This window comes from Streptomyces sp. NPDC051218 (genome assembly GCF_044455475.1).
Lineage (GTDB): Bacteria > Actinomycetota > Actinomycetes > Streptomycetales > Streptomycetaceae > Streptomyces.
The window spans coordinates 208,043-227,129 of sequence record NZ_JBITEU010000010.1 but is presented as its reverse complement, the minus strand read 5'-3'; the positions used below and the strand labels follow the sequence as shown (position 1 = coordinate 227,129).

The window sequence follows — 19,087 nt, the reverse complement described above, 5'->3', positions numbered from 1 at the left end:
CCGCTCCCGAGCGCGTCAACTCTGGCCGCAGAGCCGCTTCGGCCCCTGGAGGCGACGATGCCTGCGGCACGGGAATCCTTACTGGACGCGGCCAGGACGGCGCTCGCCCGCCGGCCGTGGCCAAACGTCCGCATGGTCGATGTCGCGGCCACCGCCGGGGTGTCCCGGCAGACCCTCTACAACGAGTTCGGCAGCAAGGACGGCCTCGCGCGCGCCCTGCTCCGGCGCGAGAGCGACGCGTATCTGCACGGTGTGGAGCGGGCGTTGGCCGTGGCGGGCGGCCCGGTGGACCGGCTCGCGGCCGTGGGCGCGTGGACGATCGCCGCCGCCCGCGGCAGCGAACTCACGCGGGCGATGCTCACCGGCTGCTGGAGCGAACGCCTGCCCGCGCCGAGCAGGCCCGGGGTCTCCGCCTCACCCGTACCGGCACAGCGGCGCGCGGACGCGGGCATCCCCTCGCCCGCCGAACTGCTCGCTCTCGTCCGGGACAAGGCGGTGAACGCGCTGGACGGCAGGGCGCGGCCGAAGGACACACAGGAACTGGCCATGGCCTGCGAGAGCGCCGTACGGATGGCGCTGTCGTACGTCGTCGCGCCCTCATCGGCGGGTGAGGACCCAGAGGAACTCGTGCGCGGGGCCGTCGGACGCTGGATCAACGCCTGAACGCCTGAAACACCTGAAACGCCTGGAACACCCGAGGAGCCGTTCTAGTGCGCGGAGCCCGAGAGCTGCAGGCCGATGACGCCCGCGATGACCAGCGAGATGGAGACGATCTTGAGCGTGGAGACCACGTCACCGAGGAAGATCATTCCGTAGATCGCGGTGCCCGCGGCGCCGATGCCCGTCCAGACCGCGTACGCGGGACCCACGTCGAGCTTGCGCAGCGCGAGCGTGAGCAGACCGAAGCTGCCCAGCGCGAAGGCGGCGAAGGTGATCGTCGGCCAGAGCCGGGTGAAGCCGTGCGAGAGCTTGAGGCAGACCGCGAAACCGGTCTCCAGGAACCCCGCGACGATGACCAGCAGCCACGCCATGTTTCTGCCTCCCGCAACCGTACGCTCGGTGACCGCTTCGCCTGGCTTGGATCAGGCATGGTGCGATTATGCCTTTGCCGCCGGTCCCCGGGCGCAAACAACGGCGAGGTCAGTCGTCCTCGCGTCGCTCACGGGTGGCGAGGAGCCTGCGCAGTGAGTAGAGCCGCGCGGGGTCCGCGTGACCCTGCTCCACCCACGCGTCCAGCGCGCAGTCCGGTTCGTCGTGGCTGCACGCGCGCGGGCACTCCTCCGTCCCCGGCACCAGATCGGGGAAGGCGAGGATGACGCGGGACGGGTCCACGTGGTGCAGGCCGAAGGACCGCACGCCGGGCGTGTCGACCACCCAGCCGCCGTCCGAGCCCGCCAGCGGGAGCGCGAGCGCCGACACGGTGGTGTGCCGCCCGCGGCCCGTGACGGCGTTGACGTGCCCGGTGCTGCGCCGACGGTCCTCCGGGACCAGGGCGTTGACCAGTGTCGTCTTGCCCACCCCGGAGTGCCCGACGAACGCGGTGATCTTGCCGTCGAGCACCTCGTGCACCCGGGCGAGCTCCGCGTCGTCGGTGAACTCCTCACGGCTGGTGACGACATAGGGCATGTCGAGCGTGGAGTAGGTCTCCAGGATCTTGTCGGCGGACGCCAGGTCGGACTTGGTCAGGACGAGGAGCGGCGTGAGACCGCCGTCGTACGCCGCAACGATGCAGCGGTCGATCAGGCGCGTGCGCGGCTCCGGATCGGCGAGCGCGGTGACGATGGCCAGCTGGTCGGCGTTGGCGACGACCACCCGCTCGTACGGGTCGTCGTCGTCGGCCGTGCGCCGCAGGACCGACGTACGCGGCGAGATGCGCACGATGCGCGCGAGAGTGTCCTTCTTGCCGGAGAGATCACCGACGAGCGAGACCCGGTCGCCCACCACGGCGGCCTTGCGGCCCAGTTCGCGGGCCTTCATGGCCAGCACGATCCGGTCGTCGACCAGGACGGTGAGGCGGCCCCGGTCGACGGTCAGGACCATGCCGTCGGACGCGTCCTCGTGCTTGGGCCTGATGTGGGTGCGCGGGCGGTTGCCCTTGCGGTTGGGGCGGACGCGGATGTCGTCCTCGTCGGGGTTCTTTCCGTAGCGGCGCATGTCCTGGGTCCGCCCGTCAGTTCCCGAGCATTCCGGTCCAGAGGTCGGGGAAGTCGGGCAGCGTCTTCGCCGTCGTCGCCACGTTCTCGATCTGTACGCCCTCCACCGCCAGGCCGATGATCGCGCCCGCGGTGGCCATGCGGTGGTCGTCGTACGTGTGGAAGATCCCGCCGTGCAGGCGGCGCGGACGGATGTGCAGGCCGTCGGCGGTCTCGGTGACGTCGCCGCCGAGTTCGTTGATCTCCTTGGTGAGGGCCGCCAGGCGGTCCGTCTCGTGCAGCCGCAGGTGGGCGACGCCGCGCAGGGTCGAGGGGGAGTCGGCGAGGGCCGCGACGGCCGCGATGCCGGGGGTGAGCTCGCCGACCTCGCTCAGGTCCACGTCGATGCCGTGGATCGAGCCGGAGCCGGTGAACACAAGCCCCTGCGCGGTCAGTTCGCAGGAACCACCCATCTCGGTGAAGATCTCCCGCAGCTTGTCGCCGGGCTGCGTGGTGTGCGCGGGCCAGTCCGGGACGGTCACGCGACCGCCGGTGACAAGGGCCGCGGCCAGGAACGGCTGGGCGTTCGAGAGGTCGGGCTCGACGGTCAGGTCACGGCCGAGCAGGGCGCCGGGGGTGACCCGCCACACGTTCGGCTCGCCGCCCGACTCCGGGGTGTCCACCTGGGCGCCGACCGCGCGGAGCATGTCGACGGTCATCCGGATGTGCGGCATGGAGGGCAGCGCTGAGCCGGTGTGACGCACCTCGACACCCTGGTTGAAGCGCGGGCCCGAGAGCAGCAGGGCGCTCACGAACTGGGAGGACGAGGAGGCGTCGATCTCGACGGGGCCGCCGTCCAGGGCGCCGCCGCCGTGCACGGTCAGCGGCAGCGCACCACGGCTGTCGTCGTCGATACGGGCGCCGAGCACGCGCAGCGCGTCGATCACGCCGTTCAGCGGCCGCTCGTACGAACGGGGGTCGCCGTCGAAGCGGATCGGGCCGTCGGCGAGGGCGGCGACCGGGGGCAGGAAGCGCATGACCGTGCCCGCGTTGCCCACGTCGATCGTGGCGGGGCCGTGCAGGCCGGAGGGGATGATCCGCCAGGCCTCACCGGAGCCGTCCGGGCCGACGCCTTCCTCGATGCCGACGCCGAGCGCGCGCAGGGCGCCCGCCATCAGGAGGGTGTCGCGGGAGCGCAGCGGCCGGCGCAGCCAGCCGGGCTCGGCGGCGAGGGCGGCGAGGACGAGGCCGCGGTTGGTGACCGATTTGGACCCGGGTACATGGACCGTCGCGGCGACGGCTCCGCTCGCGTGCGGGGCTGGCCAGAGGGTGCTGTGCGCTGGGTTCACGGTCATGCCCCCACTTTAGTGGCAGACAGCGGAGGGGTCGTGGCTGCTCAGAGGCCGAGCAGCCACCGCCCGCCGCCTATCAGCGAGCACAGCGAGACGGCGTGGAAGAGGAAGAGCCACATCCCCGCAGGGACGTGCGTGAGCCGCGACAGCTGGTCCGCGTCCGAGTCACCCGCGCCGCCGCGCCTGCGCTTGGACTGCAGCTCGAAGGCGGGACGCACGCCGCCCAGGAGCAGGAACCACACCACCGCGTACGCGAAGGCCGCCTGCACCTGCGAGCTGGTCAGCCAGGAGACGAGCAGGAAGGTGCCGCCGGTGAGGATCACCGTGAGGGCGCCGTACGCGTTCCGGATCATGACGAGCATCACGATGAGCAGCGCCGTCGCGATCCACAGGAAGGCGGTGATGTGGTCGGCCGCCAGGAGCGCGGCGCCGGAGAGGCCGAGCAGGGGCGGCGCGGTGTAGCCCGACGCCGCGGTCAGGATCATGCCGAGGCCGGTGGGCTTGCCGCGGGAGACGGTCAGGCCGCTGGTGTCCGAGTGCAGCCTGATGCCGTCGAGGCGGCGCCCGGTCAGCAGGGCCACCAGGCCGTGGCCGCCCTCGTGCGCGATGGTGATGGCGTTGCGGGCCACGCGCCAGATTCCGTGCGGCAGGACGACGGCGAGGGCGACGACGCCGGTGGCGATGACGAGCCACTCGTCGGGGGCCGCCTGTGTCCCGAAGACCCGGTCCCAGAGGTCGGTCAGGCTGGCGTTCGCGGTTATTTCCATTGCTGGTGCCATTGTCGGGACCGGCTCCTCTGGTCGTACGGGGTCTGGCAGTCTGGCACGTATGTGCGGACGGTATGCATCGAGTCGTAGGCCCGAGGATCTCGCAGGAGTCTTTGAGATCGAGAAGTGGGAGCCCGAGGAGGGACTCGCCCCCGATTTCAACGTGGCCCCCACCAAGGAGGTCTACGCGGTCCTCGACCGTCCTCTGAAAGACGCCGATGACCCGAGCCCGGTTCGCCAGCTGCGCACACTCAAGTGGGGACTCGTCCCGTCCTGGTCCAAGACGCCCGAGGGCGGCGCCCGGATGATCAACGCCCGCGCGGAGACCGTGCACGAGAAGCCCTCCTACCGCCGGGCCTTCGCCTCCCGCCGCTGTGTCATCCCCGCCGACGGCTATTACGAGTGGGTCACCGGCTCCGGCGAGCGCGAACTGGAGGTCGAGGGCAAGAAGAAGCGCCCCCGTAAGCAGCCGTACTTCGTGACGCCCGCCGACGGCTCGGTCTTCGCGATGGCGGGGCTCTACGAGTTCTGGCGTGACAAGACGCTCCCCGACGAGCACCCCCTCGCCTGGTGGGTGACGTGCACGGTGATCACCACCGAGGCGGAGACCTCGCCTCTGGCGGTCGCGCCGGACGAAGGCCCGCGCTCGCTGGCCGACATCCACCCGCGGATGCCGCTGATGCTCACCCCCGACCGCTGGGACGCTTGGCTCGACCCCTCCCGCACGGACGTCGAGGACCTGCGGCCGCTCCTGGAGCCCCCGCCGCACGGCCTGATGCGGGCCTACCCGGTGTCGACGGCGGTCAGCAACGTACGCAACAACGGCCCGGAGCTGCTCAAGGAGCTGGAGGGGCCCGAAGAAGGCACACTCTTCTGATGTGACCAAGAGTGACGTGACCAAGAGCGATTCCAGCGGGCCCAAGAGCGAGATCGTCGAGACCGACGCCGGTGACGCGCGCATCACCTGGCATCCCGCGCCGAAGAGCAGGGCCCGCCACGTCCTGGCCCTGAGCCACGGCGCCGGCGGCGGCATCGAGGCGCGTGACCTGCGGGCCATCGCCGCCGCCCTGCCCGCGCACGGCGTCACCGTCGCCCTCGTGGAGCAGCCCTGGCGCGTCGCGGGCAAGAAGCTGGCGCCCGCGCCGAAGACGCTTGACGTGGGATGGCGGGGCCTGTGGCCCGCGCTGGCGAAGCCCGGCCTCCCGGTGATCGCGGGCGGCCGCAGTGCCGGAGCCCGCGTGGCGTGCCGTACGGCCACCGAGCTCGGCGCCGCTGCCGTGCTCGCCCTCAGCTTCCCGCTGCACCCGCCGGGCAAGCCGGAGAAGTCCCGCGCGGACGAGCTGCTCGGCGCCGGTGTGCCCACGCTCGTCGTGCAGGGCGGCAACGACCCCTTCGGGAAGCCCGCCGAGTTCCCCGAAGGGACGTACGAGATCGTCGAGATCCCCTACGGCGATCACGGCTTCGCGATCCCCAAGCGCGCCGACATCACCGAGACCGAGGCCATGACGCGCATCACGGATGGCGTCATCCGGTGGGCGGGAATGTTGGGTGCGTGACCTCTGTTGTGCCGAACAGACGCCAAACGCTGTTCGTACGAGAGGAAGTCCGCCGCATGGGTTCGACCATCTGCCCGGCCCGCTCCAGCGCCTCTGACCTGGAATGGACGGTGCTGAGCGCGCCCAAGACCGCTCCTATTCGAGCGGCGGCGGGACCGGATCGTCGTCTATCCTCCGATTCGAGTGGGACTGCTTTTGGTCTCACCACGTCTTTGGAGGAGGTGGGTCCGGTCACTGGGACCGACGCAGGGGCCGAGAACGGCCGGGCGGAGCGACCCGACGGAAGCGCCGAGACGTCGGCGGAGCGCACGGCGCGCTTCGAGCGGGACGCCCTGGGCTTCCTCGACCAGATGTACTCGGCGGCGCTGCGCATGACGCGCAACCCGGCGGACGCGGAGGACCTGGTGCAGGAGACCTACGCCAAGGCGTACGCGTCGTTCCACCAGTTCCGTGAGGGCACCAACCTCAAGGCGTGGCTGTACCGCATCCTCACCAACACGTTCATCAACTCGTACCGCAAGAAGCAGCGCGAGCCCCAGCGCAGCGCCGCCGAGGAGATCGAGGACTGGCAGCTCGCGCGCGCCGAGTCGCACATGTCCACAGGTCTGCGCTCGGCCGAGTCGCAGGCGCTCGATCACCTGCCGGATTCCGACGTGAAGTCCGCCCTGCAGGCGATCCCCGAGGAATTCCGCATCGCCGTCTATCTGGCCGACGTAGAGGGCTTTGCGTACAAGGAGATCGCGGACATCATGGGGACACCCATCGGTACGGTGATGTCCCGGTTGCACCGCGGCCGTCGCCAACTGCGCGGCATGCTCGAGGACTACGCCCGTGACCGCGGCCTCGTCCCCGCCGGCGCCGCGTCAGAGTCGTCGAACGAAGCGAAAGGCTCAGGCTCATGAGCTGCGGAGAGCCGCACGAGACGGATTGCAGTGAAGTCCTGGACCATCTGTACGAGTTCCTGGACCACGAGATGCCGGACAGCGACTGCACCAAGTTCGAGACGCACTTCGAGGAGTGCTCCCCGTGCCTGGAGAAGTACGGCCTCGAGCAGGCGGTCAAGAAGCTGGTCAAGCGCTGCTGCGGCCAGGACGACGTCCCCGTCGACCTGCGCGCCAAGGTCATGGGACGCATCGACCTGATCCGCTCGGGCGAGGCCGTGCCCGACCACGACGTGACGGTCGAGACGACGGCCGCCGAGGGCAGCGTGTCCGCCAAGGGTCTGCGGGCCAAGGAAGCCTGAGCATCCGGTAGTTGAGTGTGAGCAGGTCGTGACGGGAGTCCGTCACGGCCTGCTTTTTTCTGTTCCCGGCGTTCCTCGTCACTCGTACGTGCCAATTTCCGCGAGGGGGGCTCGGAGTGGGTGGCTCTCGTTCTAGTCTCCGGACCTTGGAACGTGGTCCCTGGGGACGGTCACGGGGGAGGAGACGGTGCCATGCGGTCCATCGCCCCATGGGCGCGCGCCTACATCCTGTGCGCCGCCCTGGCAGGCGCCGCCTGCGCCGCGCCCGCGCTGACCTCGTCGCGCACGCCGTGGGGCGCGCTCGCGCTCCTGGCCGCGCTCTACGCAGGGTGTGAGCAGATCACGCGGTGCCGGGTGATCGGCCGCCGTGCGTCATCCGGGCTCGGCGGCCTCGGCACCTTCTTCCCCGTGCTGCTCGCCGCCGTCTTCCTGCTGCCGCCGGCCTCCACCGCGCTCGTCGCGGTGCCGGGGGCGCTGCTCGCCCGCGTCGAGCGACGCCCCCGGTGGGTGCGCAGACTCTGGCGCGTGGCTCAACTCGCCCTGGCCGCCTGGGCGTCGGCGTGGACGTACGGGGCGCTCGGCGGGCGCGAAGCCGTGGCCGCGCCCGACTTTCCCTACGCGCTCGCGCCCGCGGGAGCTGCCGTCCTTGCCTTCTCCGCCGTACTGACCGTCCTGGACGGCGGCATCCTGGCCACCGCGGAACGGGTGCCGGTGCGGACCGCGTGGCGAGGGCTCTTCCTGCGGTCGTTCGCGCCCGTCGCCGTGCACGGCCTCGCCGGACTGATGATGGCGGTGCTGTGGCGCAGTCCGTACGGGCCGCTCGCCGCGCTCCTCGTGCTGCTCCCGATGGGGGTCTCCTGCTGGGTCTTCGCGCAGTACCACCGCGAGCGCGCCGCCCATCAGGCCACCATCCGGGCGCTCGTGCAGGCCGTCGACATCAAGGACCGGTACACCCGAGGGCACAGCGAGCGCGTGGGGCGGGCCTCCGTGATGATCGCGCGGGAGCTGGGGATGGCGGACGAGCGGGTGGAGAGCCTGCGGTTCGCCGGCATCCTGCACGACGTCGGCAAACTCGGCGTACCGACCCGGCTGCTGCGCAAGGACGGGCCGCTGACCCCCGAGGAACGGCGGGTCATCGAGCTCCATCCCGAGTACGGGCACGAGATGGTGCGCGGAATCGGCTTCCTCGGGGAGGCGCGGGCGGCGATCCTCCACCACCACGAGCGGATCGACGGGAGCGGGTACCCCTACGGGCTCGTGGGGCGGCAGATCCCGGAATTCGCCCGCGTGGTGGCCGTCGCGGACGCGTTCGACGCGATGACGTCCACGCGGTCCTACCGGCGGGGGCGCCCGGTCGCCGCCGCCGTGGCCGAGCTGTCGCGGTGCGCGGGGGCGCAGTTCGATCCTGTGATGGTTGCCGCCTTGCAGCGGGCGCTGGAGCGGCACGGATGGCACCCCGCGGTCACCTCGGACACCGGCGAGGTGCCCGCCCCTCGGCAGGAGGCCGCCGGCGTGCCCACGACCCCAGGGGCAGGAGCACGGTGAGGGCCCGCCTGCCCACCACGGTGGCGCTCTGTGTATACGGCGCCGCCGGGCTGCTCACCCTGCTCGGCCTCGGCTGGACCCTCTGGCACGGCGTGCACGAAGCAGGGATCGCGCTCGCCTTCGGGGGGCTCGTCGCCGTGGGGGAGCTGGCCCGGTGGGGCGCCGGCGGGAGCGACCGCGAGCCCGCGCCGCTCGGGGCCGCGGGCGCGCTCGCGTACGCACTGCTCGGGGAGGTCGGGGGGCGGCCCACGCACCACGGCGTCTTCCAGGTGATCGCCGTGGTCGTCGCCGCCGCGCTCGTCGGCGCCGTCCCGCACGTGGCGCTCGGCAAGGGGCCCGCACTCGACCACGTGGCCCGGCGCGTGCTCACCGTCGGATTCGCCGCCGCCTGCTTCCAACCGCTCTACAACGCCGGGAAGTTGGGGGAGTGGGTGGGCCAGGGGCCCGCCTTCGCCGCCGTCATCGTCGCGCTGCTCGTCCTGACCGCCCTCTGTGACGCCGTGCTCGCCGCGGCCATGGCGCACGCCCGTACCCTCTGGCCCTTCGGACCGCTCCTGCGCGACGAGCTGCGGGCCATGCTCGGCATCGGGTCCGCCGTGTGCGCGACGGGGGCCGTCATGGCGCTCGCGGTCGCCGTGGCGGGGCTCTGGGCGCTGCCCGTGTTCAGCCTGCCGCTGCTCCTGACCCAGCTGTCCTTCGGGCGGTACGCGGCGGTGCGGACCACCTACCGGCAGACCATCACCTCCCTGGCCCGATCCACCGAGATCGCCGGGTACACCCCGCAGGGCCACGCACGCCGCGTCGCCGCGCTCAGCCGCGCCGTGGGGCGTGAGCTGGGGCTCTCCACGCCGGACCTCGCCGTCCTCGAGCACGCGGCGCTGATGCACGACATCGGGCAGCTCTCCCTCGTCGACCCCGTGCCCGCGGGCGCCACCGCGGCCCTGCCGGACGCGGAACAGCGGCGGATCGCCCTGCTCGGGGGCGCCGTCGTGCGTCAGACGGGGGTGAACGGCGACGTCGCCGTGGTCGTGGAGCGGCAGGCGGACCCGTATCGCGATCAGCCGCTCACCGCCCGTATTGTGCGAGCCGCCAACGCGTACGACGAGATGACCAGGGGAGAAGGTCCCACGGGGCCTCTCAACGCTCTGGAGCGGCTGCGCCTCGGCACCGGCCGCGACTATCAGCCCGAAGTCGTGGAAGCCCTGGCCCGGGTGCTTTCGCGGGGCGGTCATAGCTTGCCGCCGGCTGGGTAACCCATGGGTAATGAGCGGCCGTCCGACCGTACGTGGTTGGATGCGAAGAGGGCCCTCGGGCACAGCGAAACTCAGGAACTCAAGTACCGGCAGGCGGGAATCGTGAGGATCTTCGGCAAGGGACGGCACCGGCCCTCCGCCTCATGGCGGCAGGCCACCGACCGCGCCTTCACGCTGATCGGCGACGGGCGGTACGAGGACGCGGGCGCGCTCCTGACCCGCGCGGCGGATCTGGAGCCGTGGCTCTCGGAGTCCTGGTTCAACCTCGCGCTGCTCCACAAGTTCCGGCACGACTGGGAGCAGGCGCGGGCCGCGGGCCTGCGGGCCGTCGCGCTGCTCGACCGGTCGCAGGGCGCCCCCGACTGGTGGAACGTCGGCATCGCCGCCACCGCCCTCCAGGACTGGCCGCTCGCCCGGCGGGCCTGGCAGGCCTATGGCCTGCGGGTTCCCGGCGGTGTTGCCGCCTCGGGGGAGCCGACCGGCATGGACCTGGGCAGCGCCGCCGTGCGGCTCTCGCCGGAGGGTGAGGCCGAGGTGGTGTGGGGGCGCAGGCTGGACCCCGCCCGTATCGAGGTGCTCTCCATCCCGCTGCCGTCCTCCGGGCGCCGCTGGGGCGAGGTAGTGCTGCACGACGGCGTTCCGCACGGTGAGCGGACGACCGGGGCGGGGGACTCGTATCCCGTCTTCGACGAGATCGAGCTGTGGGCTCCCTCACCCGTCCCCACCTGGGTGGTTCTCCTGGAGGCCGCCACCGAGGACGACCGGGACGCCCTGGAGAAGCTCGCCGCGGACGCGGGCTTCGCCGCCGAGGACTGGTCGTCGTCCGTGCGGCTGCTGTGCCGTATGTGCTCCGAGAGCCGCATGCCGAGCGACGAGGGCGACGGCGAGCACCTGGACCCGCACGACCACAGCGAGCCGGGTCACCCCGGGCCGCTCGGCCACCGCAGCCCCGGTGCCCTGTGGGTGCCCGAGCGCGAGTGCGGCATCGCGGCGCCCGCCGCCCTGGTGCGCGGCCTGCTCGACGGCTGGGTCGCGGACAGCCCGGACTCCCGCGACTGGCGGGATCTGGAAGAGGTCTGCTGACTCCTGGCCGTAGGCTGTACCGGCACTATCTCTTGTGGGTTCCCAGGAAGGCGTACGTCGGACAATGGCGCAGGACACTGAGCAGCAGGCCTCGGGCGGGGTCCTCCCCGTCGACGACGAGGGCTTCGTCATCGACACGGAGGACTGCGAGGAGCGGGAGACCGCCTACCGCGAGCGCGGCACGTCCCGGCCCATCACGGTCGTCGGCAACCCTGTGCTGCACAAGGAGTGCAAGGACGTCACCGCCTTCGACGCGGAGCTGGACCAGCTCGTCGCCGACATGTTCGCCAGCCAGCGGACCGCCGAGGGCGTGGGCCTCGCAGCCAACCAGATCGGCGTCGACCTGAAGGTCTTCGTCTACGACTGCATGGACGACGAGGGCAGGCGGCACGTCGGCGTGGTCTGCAACCCCGTCGTGCGTGAGCTCCCCGCGGACCGGCGCCGCCTGGACGAGGCGGGCGAGGGCTGCCTCTCCGTGCCCACGGCCTACGCCGACCTGGCCCGCCCGGACTACGCCGAGGTGACCGGGCAGGACGAGAAGGGCAACCCCATCAAGGTGCGCGGCACCGGGTACTTCTCCCGCTGCCTCCAGCACGAGACGGACCACCTGTACGGCTACCTCTACATCGACCGCCTGTCCAAGCGTGACCGCAAGGACGCGCTGCGGCAGATGGAAGAGGGCACTCCGCGCTACCCCGTCGTGCCGAACGCCTAGTCGACTCCGGACTCGCGCGCACCACGCGCCACCTGCGGCCCCTGGCCGGGAACTCCTTCCCGGCCAGGGGCCGTTCGCATGAAACGGTCCGAACCGGTCAGCTGTGCGATCGAATCAGGCTCGTGATGATCCAGAATCGGTCACGTACCGGGATTTTCTCGGCACCGGGGGGTAGTGAATGGCGCAAATCTGTTCCCTGAACGGTCAGTTGTGGTGCTGAATGGAAAGCGCGGGGATACGCAACGGCGCGCGCCCGGTACGGCGGGAGGGGCGTGCGTTTTCACGCGGCTGAGAGGGGTTTGTCCGTGCCTGCATATTCACACGGCACTTCACCGACACAGACACGGACGCCGGCGGTTTCCGTGCCACCGGCGTTGTCACTTCCGGTGATCGAGTCAGGGTTTCCTCGCCAACTCCATCCGTATTGGCCACAGCTCCAGGAGAAGTCCCGGACGTGGCTGCGCGAAATGCGCCTGATGCCCGCGGACAAGGTCGAGCGGTACGCGGACAGCCTCTGCTACACGGACCTGGTGGCGGGCTACTACATTGGCGCACCCGACGAGTTGCTCAGCGCGATAGCCGACCTCAGCAGTTGGTTCTTCGCCTGGGACGACCGGCACGACCGGGACTCTGTGCACGGCAGGGCGGCGCAGTGGCGCCGGCTGTGCCGCGGGCTCCACGAGACACTGCGGGCCCCCCGGCAACAACTGCGCCACCGTGACCCTCTGGTGGCGGGGTTCGCCGACTGTGTCCTGCGGCTGTACTCGCACCTCGGTCCCAGCTGGAACGCCCGGTTCGCCCGGCATTTCCACAGCGTGATCGAGGCGTACGACCTGGAGTTCAGGAACCGCAGGACCGGAACGGTCCCGACGGTCGAGGCGTACATCGAGCTGCGCAGGCTGACGTTCGCACACTGGACGTGGATCGACCTGCTCGAGCCGACGGCGCGCCACGAGCTGCCGTCGGCGGTGCGGAAACATCCGGCGTATCGGCGGGCCGCGCTCGCCACGCAGGATTTCTCCGCCTGGTACAACGACCTGTGTTCGCTCCCCAAGGAACTCGCGGGAGACGAACTGCACAATCTCGGGATCAGCCTCATCCAGCATGAGGGGCTTTCCCTGGAAGAAGCTGTGGCGGAAGTGCACCGGCGGGTTACCGGATGCATATCTGATTTCCTCGCGGCGGAAAAGGAAGTGCTGTGTCTCGCCGGGCAATTGGCGGACGGCAGCGCGCAGGGAAGGGAACTCGCGGACGCGCTGGAATCGTGCGTCTTCAACATGCGGAACTGGTTCTCCTCCGTGTACTGGTTCCATCACGAATCCGGTCGCTATCGGGTGGACAGCTGGGACGACAGGTCCATTCCCCCGTATGTGAGCGACGCGGAACAGAGTGACCTGGCCGAAACTGAATTGGTAGGTGAGGAATGAGCGTCGAATCCGCGATACCCGCGACAACAACTCCACCGCTCGTCAGCGGCGGTGCCCCGCTCATCGGGCACGCCTGGAACCTGGTGCGCGACCCGCTCGGCTTCCTCGCCGCGCTGCGGGACCATGGTGATCTCGTGCGCATAAGGCTGGGGCCCAAGACCGCGTACGCGGTCTGCGACCCCGAGCTGGTGGGGCAGCTGCTGCGGAGCCCCGACTACGTCGTCGGAGGGCCGCTCTGGGACACCCTGGAGGTGCTGCTCGGCAAGGGCGTGGCGACCAGCAACGGCAAGCTGCACCGGCGTCAACGGCGCATGATGCAGCCCGCGTTCAGGCCCGACAGGATCGCCGACTACGCCAAGGTGATGGAGGAGGAGGCCCGCCGGACGGCCGCGCGCTGGCGGCCGGGCGACATCGTCGACGTCAACGCGGAGATGTTCCGCACCGCCGTGCGTGTCGTGTCCCGCTCGCTCCTGGAGGTCGACGCGATCAGCGAGAAGGCGGACCGCATCGCCGATTCGCTGCACACCGTCTTCGAGGGCCTCTACCGCAGGATGGTCCTCTCGGTCGGGCCGCTGTACCGCGTGCCGACCCAGGGCAACCGCCGCTTCCAGAGCGCCCTCGCCGATCTGCACGCACTGGTCGACGAGATCATCGCCGAAGGCAGGGCGGCAGGACCGGAGCAGAACGACCTGTTGGCCGAAATGCTGCGGGCACGCGATGAATCAGGCCGGCCGCTCAGCGATCAGGAGGTCCACGACCATGTGATCTCCCTTGTCGTGGCGGGTGCCGAGAATGTCGCGTCGACCCTGTCGTGGACGTTCCATCTGCTGGCCCAACACCCCGAACAGGAAAGGCGATTGGTTGAAGAAGTAAATTCCGTCGCGCCGGGCCGGGAGATCACATTCGCCGATCTGGGGTCCCTTCCGCACACCCGGAATGTCGTCACCGAGGCCATGCGTATACAACCCGCCGCCTGGATATTCACCCGTAGGTCGGTGGGGGAAACCAACCTGGGTGGCTACCGCATTCCGGCCGGTTCCGACATCGTCTACAGCGTGTACGCGATGCAACGCGATCCACGTTCCTTCGAGCAGCACCTCGAGTTCGACCCGGACCGCTGGAATCCTGAACGTGTCGGTAATGTACCGGAGTTCGCGATGATGCCGTTCGGTACCGGTAACCGCAAGTGCCCGGGAGACCATTTCAGCCTGGCCGAACTGGCCATCATCCTGGCGACGGTGGCTCCGAAGTGGCACCTGGCGCCGGTCCCGGAGACCGACGCCGACACGAAGATCGGCATCACGCTACAGCCGAAGCATCTGGTCCTGCGGGCCGAGCGGCGCTGACGGCAGGCCCGCGGAAGGTGCGGCGGTAGGCGTTCGGCGTGGTGCCGAGCGCCCGCAGGAACTGGTGGCGCATCGCCGCGGCGTTGCCGAAACCGGCGCGTCCGGCGATGGCGTCCACCGTCTCGTCCGACCCTTCGAGCAACTCCTGTGCCAGCAACACGCGTTGGCGCAGGAGCCAGCGGTAGGGCGTGGTGCCGGTCTCCTGCTGGAAGCGGCGCGCGAAGGTGCGCGGCGACATGTGCGCCCGCTCGGCGAGCCGCTCGACGGTGATGTCGTCCGCGTCCAGATGGCGCTCCATCCAGGCAAGCACCCCGCCCACGGTGTCGCACTGCGTGCGCGGCAGGGGGCGCGCCACGAACTGGGCCTGCCCGCCGTCGCGATGGGGTGGCACGACCATGCGCCGGGCGATGGTGTTGGCGACCTCGATGCCGTGCTCCTGGCGCACGATGTGCAGGCACGCGTCGATCCCGGCGGCGGTGCCGGCCGAGGTGATGACCGGGCTCTCGTCCACGTACAGGACGTCGGGCTCGACCCGGGCGCGCGGATAGCGCACCGCGAGCTCCGTGGCGTGCCGCCAGTGCACGGCGCAGCGCCGGCCGTCCAGCAGGCCCGCGGCGCCGAGCACGAAGACGCCGGAGCAGACGGAGAGGACGCGGGCCCCGCGGTCCACCGCGCGGCGCAGGGCGGCGAGCAGCTCCTCGGGGTAGTCGCGGTGCACGAACTCCTGGCCCGCGGGCACGGTGATGAGGTCGGCCTCCTCCAGCCGGTCGAGGCCGTACGGAGTGGTGATCGAGAACCCGGCGTGATTGCTCAGGGGCCCGCTCTCCGCGGCGACCACCGCGAAGTCGTACACGGGAAGGCCCGCCTCGCTGCGGTCGAGGCCGAACACCTCGCAGACGACGCCGAGTTCGAAGGGGTTCACGCCGTCGAGCAGCACGGCGGCCACGTTGTTCAGCATGAGCGCCAGTGTGCCGCAGGGCTGGCAGTAAGTCGATGGTGTGTGGCAGTCCTGCCACTGCCGCGTCCGTCCGGCACGCAGGACAGTGAGGACATGAACACATTCCTCGGATACGTGACCGTCCTGACCGTCTTCCTCCTGCTGGCCGCCCCCTCGCTCGTCGGGTACGTCCACGACCGCCGGATCGACCGCGAGCTGCGCGAGGCGGAAACCGCCCCGCGCAGCCCGGACGTACGACGAGAACCGGCCGGGCTAGAACTCGTCGTCGAAGGAGACCGAACCCTCGACCGCGACCTGGTAGGCCGAAGGCCGCCGCTCGAAGAAGTTGGTCAGCTCCTGGACGCCCTGGAGCTCCATGAACGAGAACGGGTTTGAGGAGCCGTAGACCGGCGCGAAGCCGAGTCGCTGGAGCCGCTGGTCGGCGACGCACTGCAGGTACTCGCGCATGGAGTCGGTGTTCATGCCGGGCAGGCCCTCACCGCACAGGTCGCGCGCGAACTGCAGCTCGGCCTCGACCGCCTCCTTGAGCATGTCCGTGACCTCCGTCTCCAGGGCGTCGTCGAAGAGCTCCGGCTCCTCCTTGCGGACCGTGTCGACGACGTCGAAGGCGAAGCTCATGTGCATCGTCTCGTCGCGGAACACCCAGTTGGTGCCGGTGGCCAGGCCGTGCAGCAGGCCGCGCGAGCGGAACCAGTAGACGTAGGCGAAGGCACCATAGAAGAAGAGACCCTCGATGCACGCGGCGAAGCAGATGAGGTTCAGCAGGAAGCGGCGCCGGTCGGCCTGCGTCTCCAGGCGGTCCAGCTTCTCGACCTCGTTGATCCACTTGAAGCAGAACTCGGCCTTCTCGCGGATGGAGGGGATCTCCTCGACCGCGTCGAAGGCCGCCGCGCGGTCCTCCGGGTCGGGCAGATACGTGTCGAGCAGCGTCAGATAGAACTGGACGTGCACGGCCTCCTCGAAGAGCTGACGGCTCAAGTAGAGCCGCGCCTCGGGGGAGTTGATGTGCTTGTAGAGCGTGAGCACGAGGTTGTTGGAGACGATCGAGTCGCCGGTCGCGAAGAACGCGACCAGGCGGCCGATCATGTGCTGCTCGCCGGGCGAGAGCTTGGCGAGGTCGGCGACGTCCGAGTGGAGGTCGACCTCCTCCACGGTCCAGGTGTTCTTGATCGCGTCGCGGTAGCGCTCGTAGAAGTCGGGGTAGCGCATGGGACGCAGGGTCAGTTCGAAGCCCGGGTCGAGCAGGTTCTTCTCGGCGTTCGTGGTGCTGGACATTACTGGCAGGCCTCGCAGGACTCGGGGTTTTCCAGGGAGCAGGCGACGGCTTCTTCGGCCGACGCCTGGGCGGGTACGGGAAGGGGCTCGGCGGTCTTGCCGGCCGCGGCGCGGGCGATGCGGGTCGCCGGGCGCGAACGCAGGTAGTACGTGGTCTTCAGGCCCTGCTGCCAGGCGTAGGCGTACATCGAGGAGAGCTTGCCGATGGTCGGCGTCTCCAGGAACAGGTTCAGGGACTGTGCCTGGTCCAGGAACGGCGTGCGCGCGGCGGCCATGTCGATCAGACCGCGCTGCGGGATCTCCCACGCGGTGCGGTAGAGCTCGCGTACCTCGGCGGGGATCCAGCTGAAGCCCTGCACGGAGCCGCTGGACTCGCGCAGCGCCTCGCGGGTCTGCGCGTCCCAGACGCCGAGCCGTTTCAGCTCCTGGACCAAGTAGGCGTTGACCTGGAGGAACTCACCGCTCAGCGTCTCGCGCTTGAAGAGGTTGGAGACCTGCGGCTCGATGCACTCGTACACGCCCGCGATGGACGCGATCGTGGCGGTCGGCGCGATGGCGAGAAGCAGCGAGTTGCGCATGCCGGTCACGGCGATACGTTCCCGCAGCGCGGCCCAGCGCTCCGGCCAGGTCAGCTCGACGTCGTAGTGGTCGGGGTGCAGCACGCCGCGCGCGGTGCGGGTCTTCTCCCAGGCGGGCAGGGGCCCGTTGCGCTCGGCGAGGTCGGCGGATGCCTCGTACGCGGCGAGCATGATGCGCTCGGCGATGCGCGTCGAGAGGGCACGCGCGGCGGGGGAGTCGAAGGGCAGCTTCAGCTGGAAGAAGACGTCCTGCAGACCCATCGCACCCAGACCGACAGGACGCCACCGGGCGTTCGACGTGCCGGCCTGCTCGGTCGGGTAGAAGTTGATGTCGACGACGCGGTCGAGGAACGTGACGGCGGTACGGACGGTCTCGTCGAGCCGCTGCCAGTCGATGTCACCGGCGGCCGTGTCCACGAACGCGCCGAGGTTCACCGAACCCAGGTTGCAGACGGCCGTCTCGCCGTCGTCCGTGACCTCCAGGATCTCCGTGCAGAGGTTGGAGGAGTGGACGGTGTGGCCGGGCTCCGCCGTCTGGTTGGCGGTGCGGTTGGCGGCGTCCTTGAACGTCATCCAGCCGTTGCCGGTCTGCGCCAGGGTGCGCATCATGCGGCCGTAGAGGTCGCGGGCCGGGATGGTCTTGCGGGCGAGCCCCGCGGCCTCGGCCTTGCGGTAGGCGGCGTCGAACTCCTCGCCCCACAGGTCGACGAGCTCGGGCACGTCGGCCGGTGAGAACAGCGACCAGTCCTGGCTCGCGGCGACCCGGCGCATGAACTCGTCCGGGATCCAGTGCGCGAGGTTGAGGTTGTGCGTGCGGCGCGCGTCCTCACCCGTGTTGTCGCGCAGCTCCAGGAACTCCTCGATGTCGGAGTGCCACGTCTCCAGGTAGACCGCGGCGGCGCCCTTGCGACGGCCGCCCTGGTTCACGGCGGCGACGGAGGCGTCCAGGGTCTTGAGGAACGGCACGATGCCGTTGGAGTGGCCATTCGTGCCGCGGATCAGTGAACCGCGGGCGCGGATGCGGGAGTACGAGAGGCCGATGCCGCCCGCGTGCTTGGAGAGGCGCGCGACCTGGTGGTAGCGGTCGTAGATGGAGTCCAGCTCGTCCAGCGGGGAGTCGAGGAGGTAGCAGGAGGACATCTGCGGGTGGCGCGTGCCGGAGTTGAAGAGCGTCGGCGATGACGGCAGGTAGTCAAGGCGGCTCATCAGGCGGTACAGGGCGGCGACTTCGTCCACCGCGCGTGCGGAGCCGTCCTCGGCGAGGCCGCTCGCGACGCGCAGCATGAAGTGCTGCGGGGTCTCGATGACGTGCCGGGTGATCGGGTGGCGAAGCAGATAGCGGCTGTGCAGGGTGCGCAGGCCGAAGTAGCCGAAGCGGAAGTCGGCGCCGTCCTGGAGGGCGGATTCCACGAGACCGTCGAGGTGCTCCGCGTGGTCGGTGACGAACTCGGCGGTGCGGTCGGCGATCAGGCCCTCGCGGTGCCCGACGGCGACCGAGTCGGAGAAGGAGCGCACGCCCTGCGACGCGGCCTCGTCCCGGATGCTGAGGCTGAGGAGCCGGGCCGCGAGCTGTGAGTACGTCGGGTCCTCGGAGATGAGGCCGGCCGCGGCCTCGGTCGCCAGCTCCCGCAGCTCCGCCACATCCGCCCTGGCCGAGCGGCCCCGCAGCGCGGCTGCGGCGACCCGGCCGGGGTCGGCGTCGGGCAGGTCGGCGGTGAGGTCGGTCAGGGTACGCAGCAGCGCGGTTCCTGGGCCGTCGGCGGTCTGCGACCCGTCGGTGGTCTGCGCTGACGCAGGTTCGGCTGGCGCGATGGTCACGGAGCACTCCCTCGCTCGGCTCGGAGCCTTGGGGAGGGG

The 19,087-nt window shown here is 70.4% G+C and carries 18 protein-coding genes; 11 read left to right on the top strand and 7 right to left on the bottom strand.

Annotated features, from left to right (window positions below; genetic code table 11):
* Nucleotides 1–57 precede the first annotated feature (57 nt).
* Nucleotides 58–663 carry a TetR/AcrR family transcriptional regulator gene (locus ACIBCK_RS29050; RefSeq protein ID WP_399394963.1) on the top strand — a complete coding sequence of 202 codons (606 nt, stop codon included), beginning with the start codon at nt 58–60 and terminating at the stop codon, nt 661–663.
* A 44-nt stretch (nt 664–707) separates the two neighbouring features.
* Here the strand turns inward: ACIBCK_RS29050 and ACIBCK_RS29045 are convergent, their stop codons facing one another.
* From ACIBCK_RS29045 to ACIBCK_RS29030, 4 genes are all read right to left on the bottom strand, one after another.
* Nucleotides 708–1,031, bottom strand: a complete 324-nt coding sequence (locus ACIBCK_RS29045) for a multidrug efflux SMR transporter (protein ID WP_344525002.1) — start codon at nt 1,029–1,031, stop codon at nt 708–710.
* A 109-nt stretch (nt 1,032–1,140) separates the two neighbouring features.
* Complete coding sequence (rsgA, locus tag ACIBCK_RS29040) at nt 1,141–2,154, bottom strand: ribosome small subunit-dependent GTPase A (RefSeq protein WP_399394961.1); 1,014 nt, start codon at nt 2,152–2,154, stop codon at nt 1,141–1,143.
* Nucleotides 2,155–2,170: 16 nt separating this feature from the next.
* On the bottom strand, nt 2,171–3,487 hold the full coding sequence (gene aroA, locus ACIBCK_RS29035) for a 3-phosphoshikimate 1-carboxyvinyltransferase (protein ID WP_399394960.1): 1,317 nt from the start codon (nt 3,485–3,487) through the stop codon (nt 2,171–2,173).
* 41 nt (nt 3,488–3,528) lie between these two features.
* Nucleotides 3,529–4,251: a M50 family metallopeptidase gene (locus tag ACIBCK_RS29030; RefSeq protein WP_399394958.1), complete on the bottom strand. Its 723-nt coding sequence runs from the start codon at nt 4,249–4,251 to the stop codon at nt 3,529–3,531.
* A 61-nt stretch (nt 4,252–4,312) separates the two neighbouring features.
* Here ACIBCK_RS29030 and ACIBCK_RS29025 point away from each other — a divergent pair, with 61 nt between their 5' ends.
* The 10 genes from ACIBCK_RS29025 (at nt 4,313) to ACIBCK_RS28980 (ending at nt 14,419) form a co-directional block, all read left to right on the top strand.
* Nucleotides 4,313–5,128, top strand: coding sequence for an SOS response-associated peptidase (locus tag ACIBCK_RS29025; protein ID WP_399394956.1), 816 nt, complete (start codon nt 4,313–4,315; stop codon nt 5,126–5,128).
* 1 nt (nt 5,129) lies between these two features.
* On the top strand, nt 5,130–5,807 hold the full coding sequence (locus ACIBCK_RS29020; protein WP_399394955.1) for an alpha/beta family hydrolase: 678 nt from the start codon (nt 5,130–5,132) through the stop codon (nt 5,805–5,807).
* Nucleotides 5,808–6,028: 221 nt separating this feature from the next.
* Nucleotides 6,029–6,709: a sigma-70 family RNA polymerase sigma factor gene (locus ACIBCK_RS29015; RefSeq protein ID WP_367044877.1), complete on the top strand. Its 681-nt coding sequence runs from the start codon at nt 6,029–6,031 to the stop codon at nt 6,707–6,709.
* The gene (rsrA, locus tag ACIBCK_RS29010; protein WP_399394953.1) at nt 6,706–7,050 is read left to right on the top strand and encodes a mycothiol system anti-sigma-R factor; all 345 of its coding nucleotides are present in this window, start codon (nt 6,706–6,708) and stop codon (nt 7,048–7,050) included. Before ACIBCK_RS29015 ends, rsrA begins: the two co-directional genes overlap by 4 nt.
* 192 nt (nt 7,051–7,242) lie before the next feature.
* Nucleotides 7,243–8,595, top strand: a complete 1,353-nt coding sequence (locus tag ACIBCK_RS29005) for an HD-GYP domain-containing protein (protein WP_399394951.1) — start codon at nt 7,243–7,245, stop codon at nt 8,593–8,595.
* Nucleotides 8,499–9,848, top strand: coding sequence for an HD-GYP domain-containing protein (locus ACIBCK_RS29000; RefSeq protein WP_399394949.1), 1,350 nt, complete (start codon nt 8,499–8,501; stop codon nt 9,846–9,848). Before ACIBCK_RS29005 ends, ACIBCK_RS29000 begins: the two co-directional genes overlap by 97 nt.
* Nucleotides 9,849–9,950: 102 nt before the next feature.
* Nucleotides 9,951–10,931, top strand: coding sequence for a hypothetical protein (locus tag ACIBCK_RS28995; RefSeq protein ID WP_344530122.1), 981 nt, complete (start codon nt 9,951–9,953; stop codon nt 10,929–10,931).
* A 64-nt stretch (nt 10,932–10,995) separates the two neighbouring features.
* A complete protein-coding gene (gene def, locus ACIBCK_RS28990; protein ID WP_399394947.1) occupies nt 10,996–11,646 on the top strand; it encodes a peptide deformylase in 651 nt (216 codons plus the stop codon).
* Nucleotides 11,647–11,951: 305 nt separating this feature from the next.
* Nucleotides 11,952–13,073 carry an epi-isozizaene synthase gene (cyc1, locus tag ACIBCK_RS28985; protein ID WP_399394945.1) on the top strand — a complete coding sequence of 374 codons (1,122 nt, stop codon included), beginning with the start codon at nt 11,952–11,954 and terminating at the stop codon, nt 13,071–13,073.
* Complete coding sequence (locus ACIBCK_RS28980; protein ID WP_399394943.1) at nt 13,070–14,419, top strand: cytochrome P450; 1,350 nt, start codon at nt 13,070–13,072, stop codon at nt 14,417–14,419. The genes cyc1 and ACIBCK_RS28980 overlap by 4 nt, the downstream gene beginning before the upstream one ends.
* Here the strand turns inward: ACIBCK_RS28980 and ACIBCK_RS28975 are convergent.
* The 3 genes from ACIBCK_RS28975 to ACIBCK_RS28965 form a co-directional block, all read right to left on the bottom strand.
* The gene (locus ACIBCK_RS28975) at nt 14,373–15,377 is read right to left on the bottom strand and encodes a helix-turn-helix domain-containing protein (protein ID WP_399394941.1); all 1,005 of its coding nucleotides are present in this window, start codon (nt 15,375–15,377) and stop codon (nt 14,373–14,375) included. The two genes, ACIBCK_RS28980 and ACIBCK_RS28975, sit on opposite strands and share 47 nt — an antisense overlap.
* A 252-nt stretch (nt 15,378–15,629) precedes the next feature.
* Complete coding sequence (locus tag ACIBCK_RS28970) at nt 15,630–16,652, bottom strand: ribonucleotide-diphosphate reductase subunit beta (protein ID WP_399394939.1); 1,023 nt, start codon at nt 16,650–16,652, stop codon at nt 15,630–15,632.
* Nucleotides 16,652–19,048 carry a ribonucleoside-diphosphate reductase subunit alpha gene (locus ACIBCK_RS28965; RefSeq protein WP_399394937.1) on the bottom strand — a complete coding sequence of 799 codons (2,397 nt, stop codon included), beginning with the start codon at nt 19,046–19,048 and terminating at the stop codon, nt 16,652–16,654. Before ACIBCK_RS28965 ends, ACIBCK_RS28970 begins: the two co-directional genes overlap by 1 nt.
* Nucleotides 19,049–19,087: the final 39 nt, after the last annotated feature.

Coding starts and splice junctions, on each gene's coding strand:
- ACIBCK_RS29050 (WP_399394963.1), top strand. CDS start 58: ATGCCTGCGGCACGGGAATCCTTACTGGACGCGGCCAGGACGGCGCTC.
- ACIBCK_RS29045 (WP_344525002.1), bottom strand. CDS start 1,031: ATGGCGTGGCTGCTGGTCATCGTCGCGGGGTTCCTGGAGACCGGTTTC.
- rsgA (WP_399394961.1), bottom strand. CDS start 2,154: ATGCGCCGCTACGGAAAGAACCCCGACGAGGACGACATCCGCGTCCGC.
- aroA (WP_399394960.1), bottom strand. CDS start 3,487: ATGACCGTGAACCCAGCGCACAGCACCCTCTGGCCAGCCCCGCACGCG.
- ACIBCK_RS29030 (WP_399394958.1), bottom strand. CDS start 4,251: ATGGAAATAACCGCGAACGCCAGCCTGACCGACCTCTGGGACCGGGTC.
- ACIBCK_RS29025 (WP_399394956.1), top strand. CDS start 4,313: ATGTGCGGACGGTATGCATCGAGTCGTAGGCCCGAGGATCTCGCAGGA.
- rsrA (WP_399394953.1), top strand. CDS start 6,706: ATGAGCTGCGGAGAGCCGCACGAGACGGATTGCAGTGAAGTCCTGGAC.
- ACIBCK_RS29005 (WP_399394951.1), top strand. CDS start 7,243: ATGCGGTCCATCGCCCCATGGGCGCGCGCCTACATCCTGTGCGCCGCC.
- ACIBCK_RS29000 (WP_399394949.1), top strand. CDS start 8,499: ATGGCACCCCGCGGTCACCTCGGACACCGGCGAGGTGCCCGCCCCTCG.
- def (WP_399394947.1), top strand. CDS start 10,996: ATGGCGCAGGACACTGAGCAGCAGGCCTCGGGCGGGGTCCTCCCCGTC.
- ACIBCK_RS28980 (WP_399394943.1), top strand. CDS start 13,070: ATGAGCGTCGAATCCGCGATACCCGCGACAACAACTCCACCGCTCGTC.
- ACIBCK_RS28975 (WP_399394941.1), bottom strand. CDS start 15,377: ATGCTGAACAACGTGGCCGCCGTGCTGCTCGACGGCGTGAACCCCTTC.
- ACIBCK_RS28970 (WP_399394939.1), bottom strand. CDS start 16,652: ATGTCCAGCACCACGAACGCCGAGAAGAACCTGCTCGACCCGGGCTTC.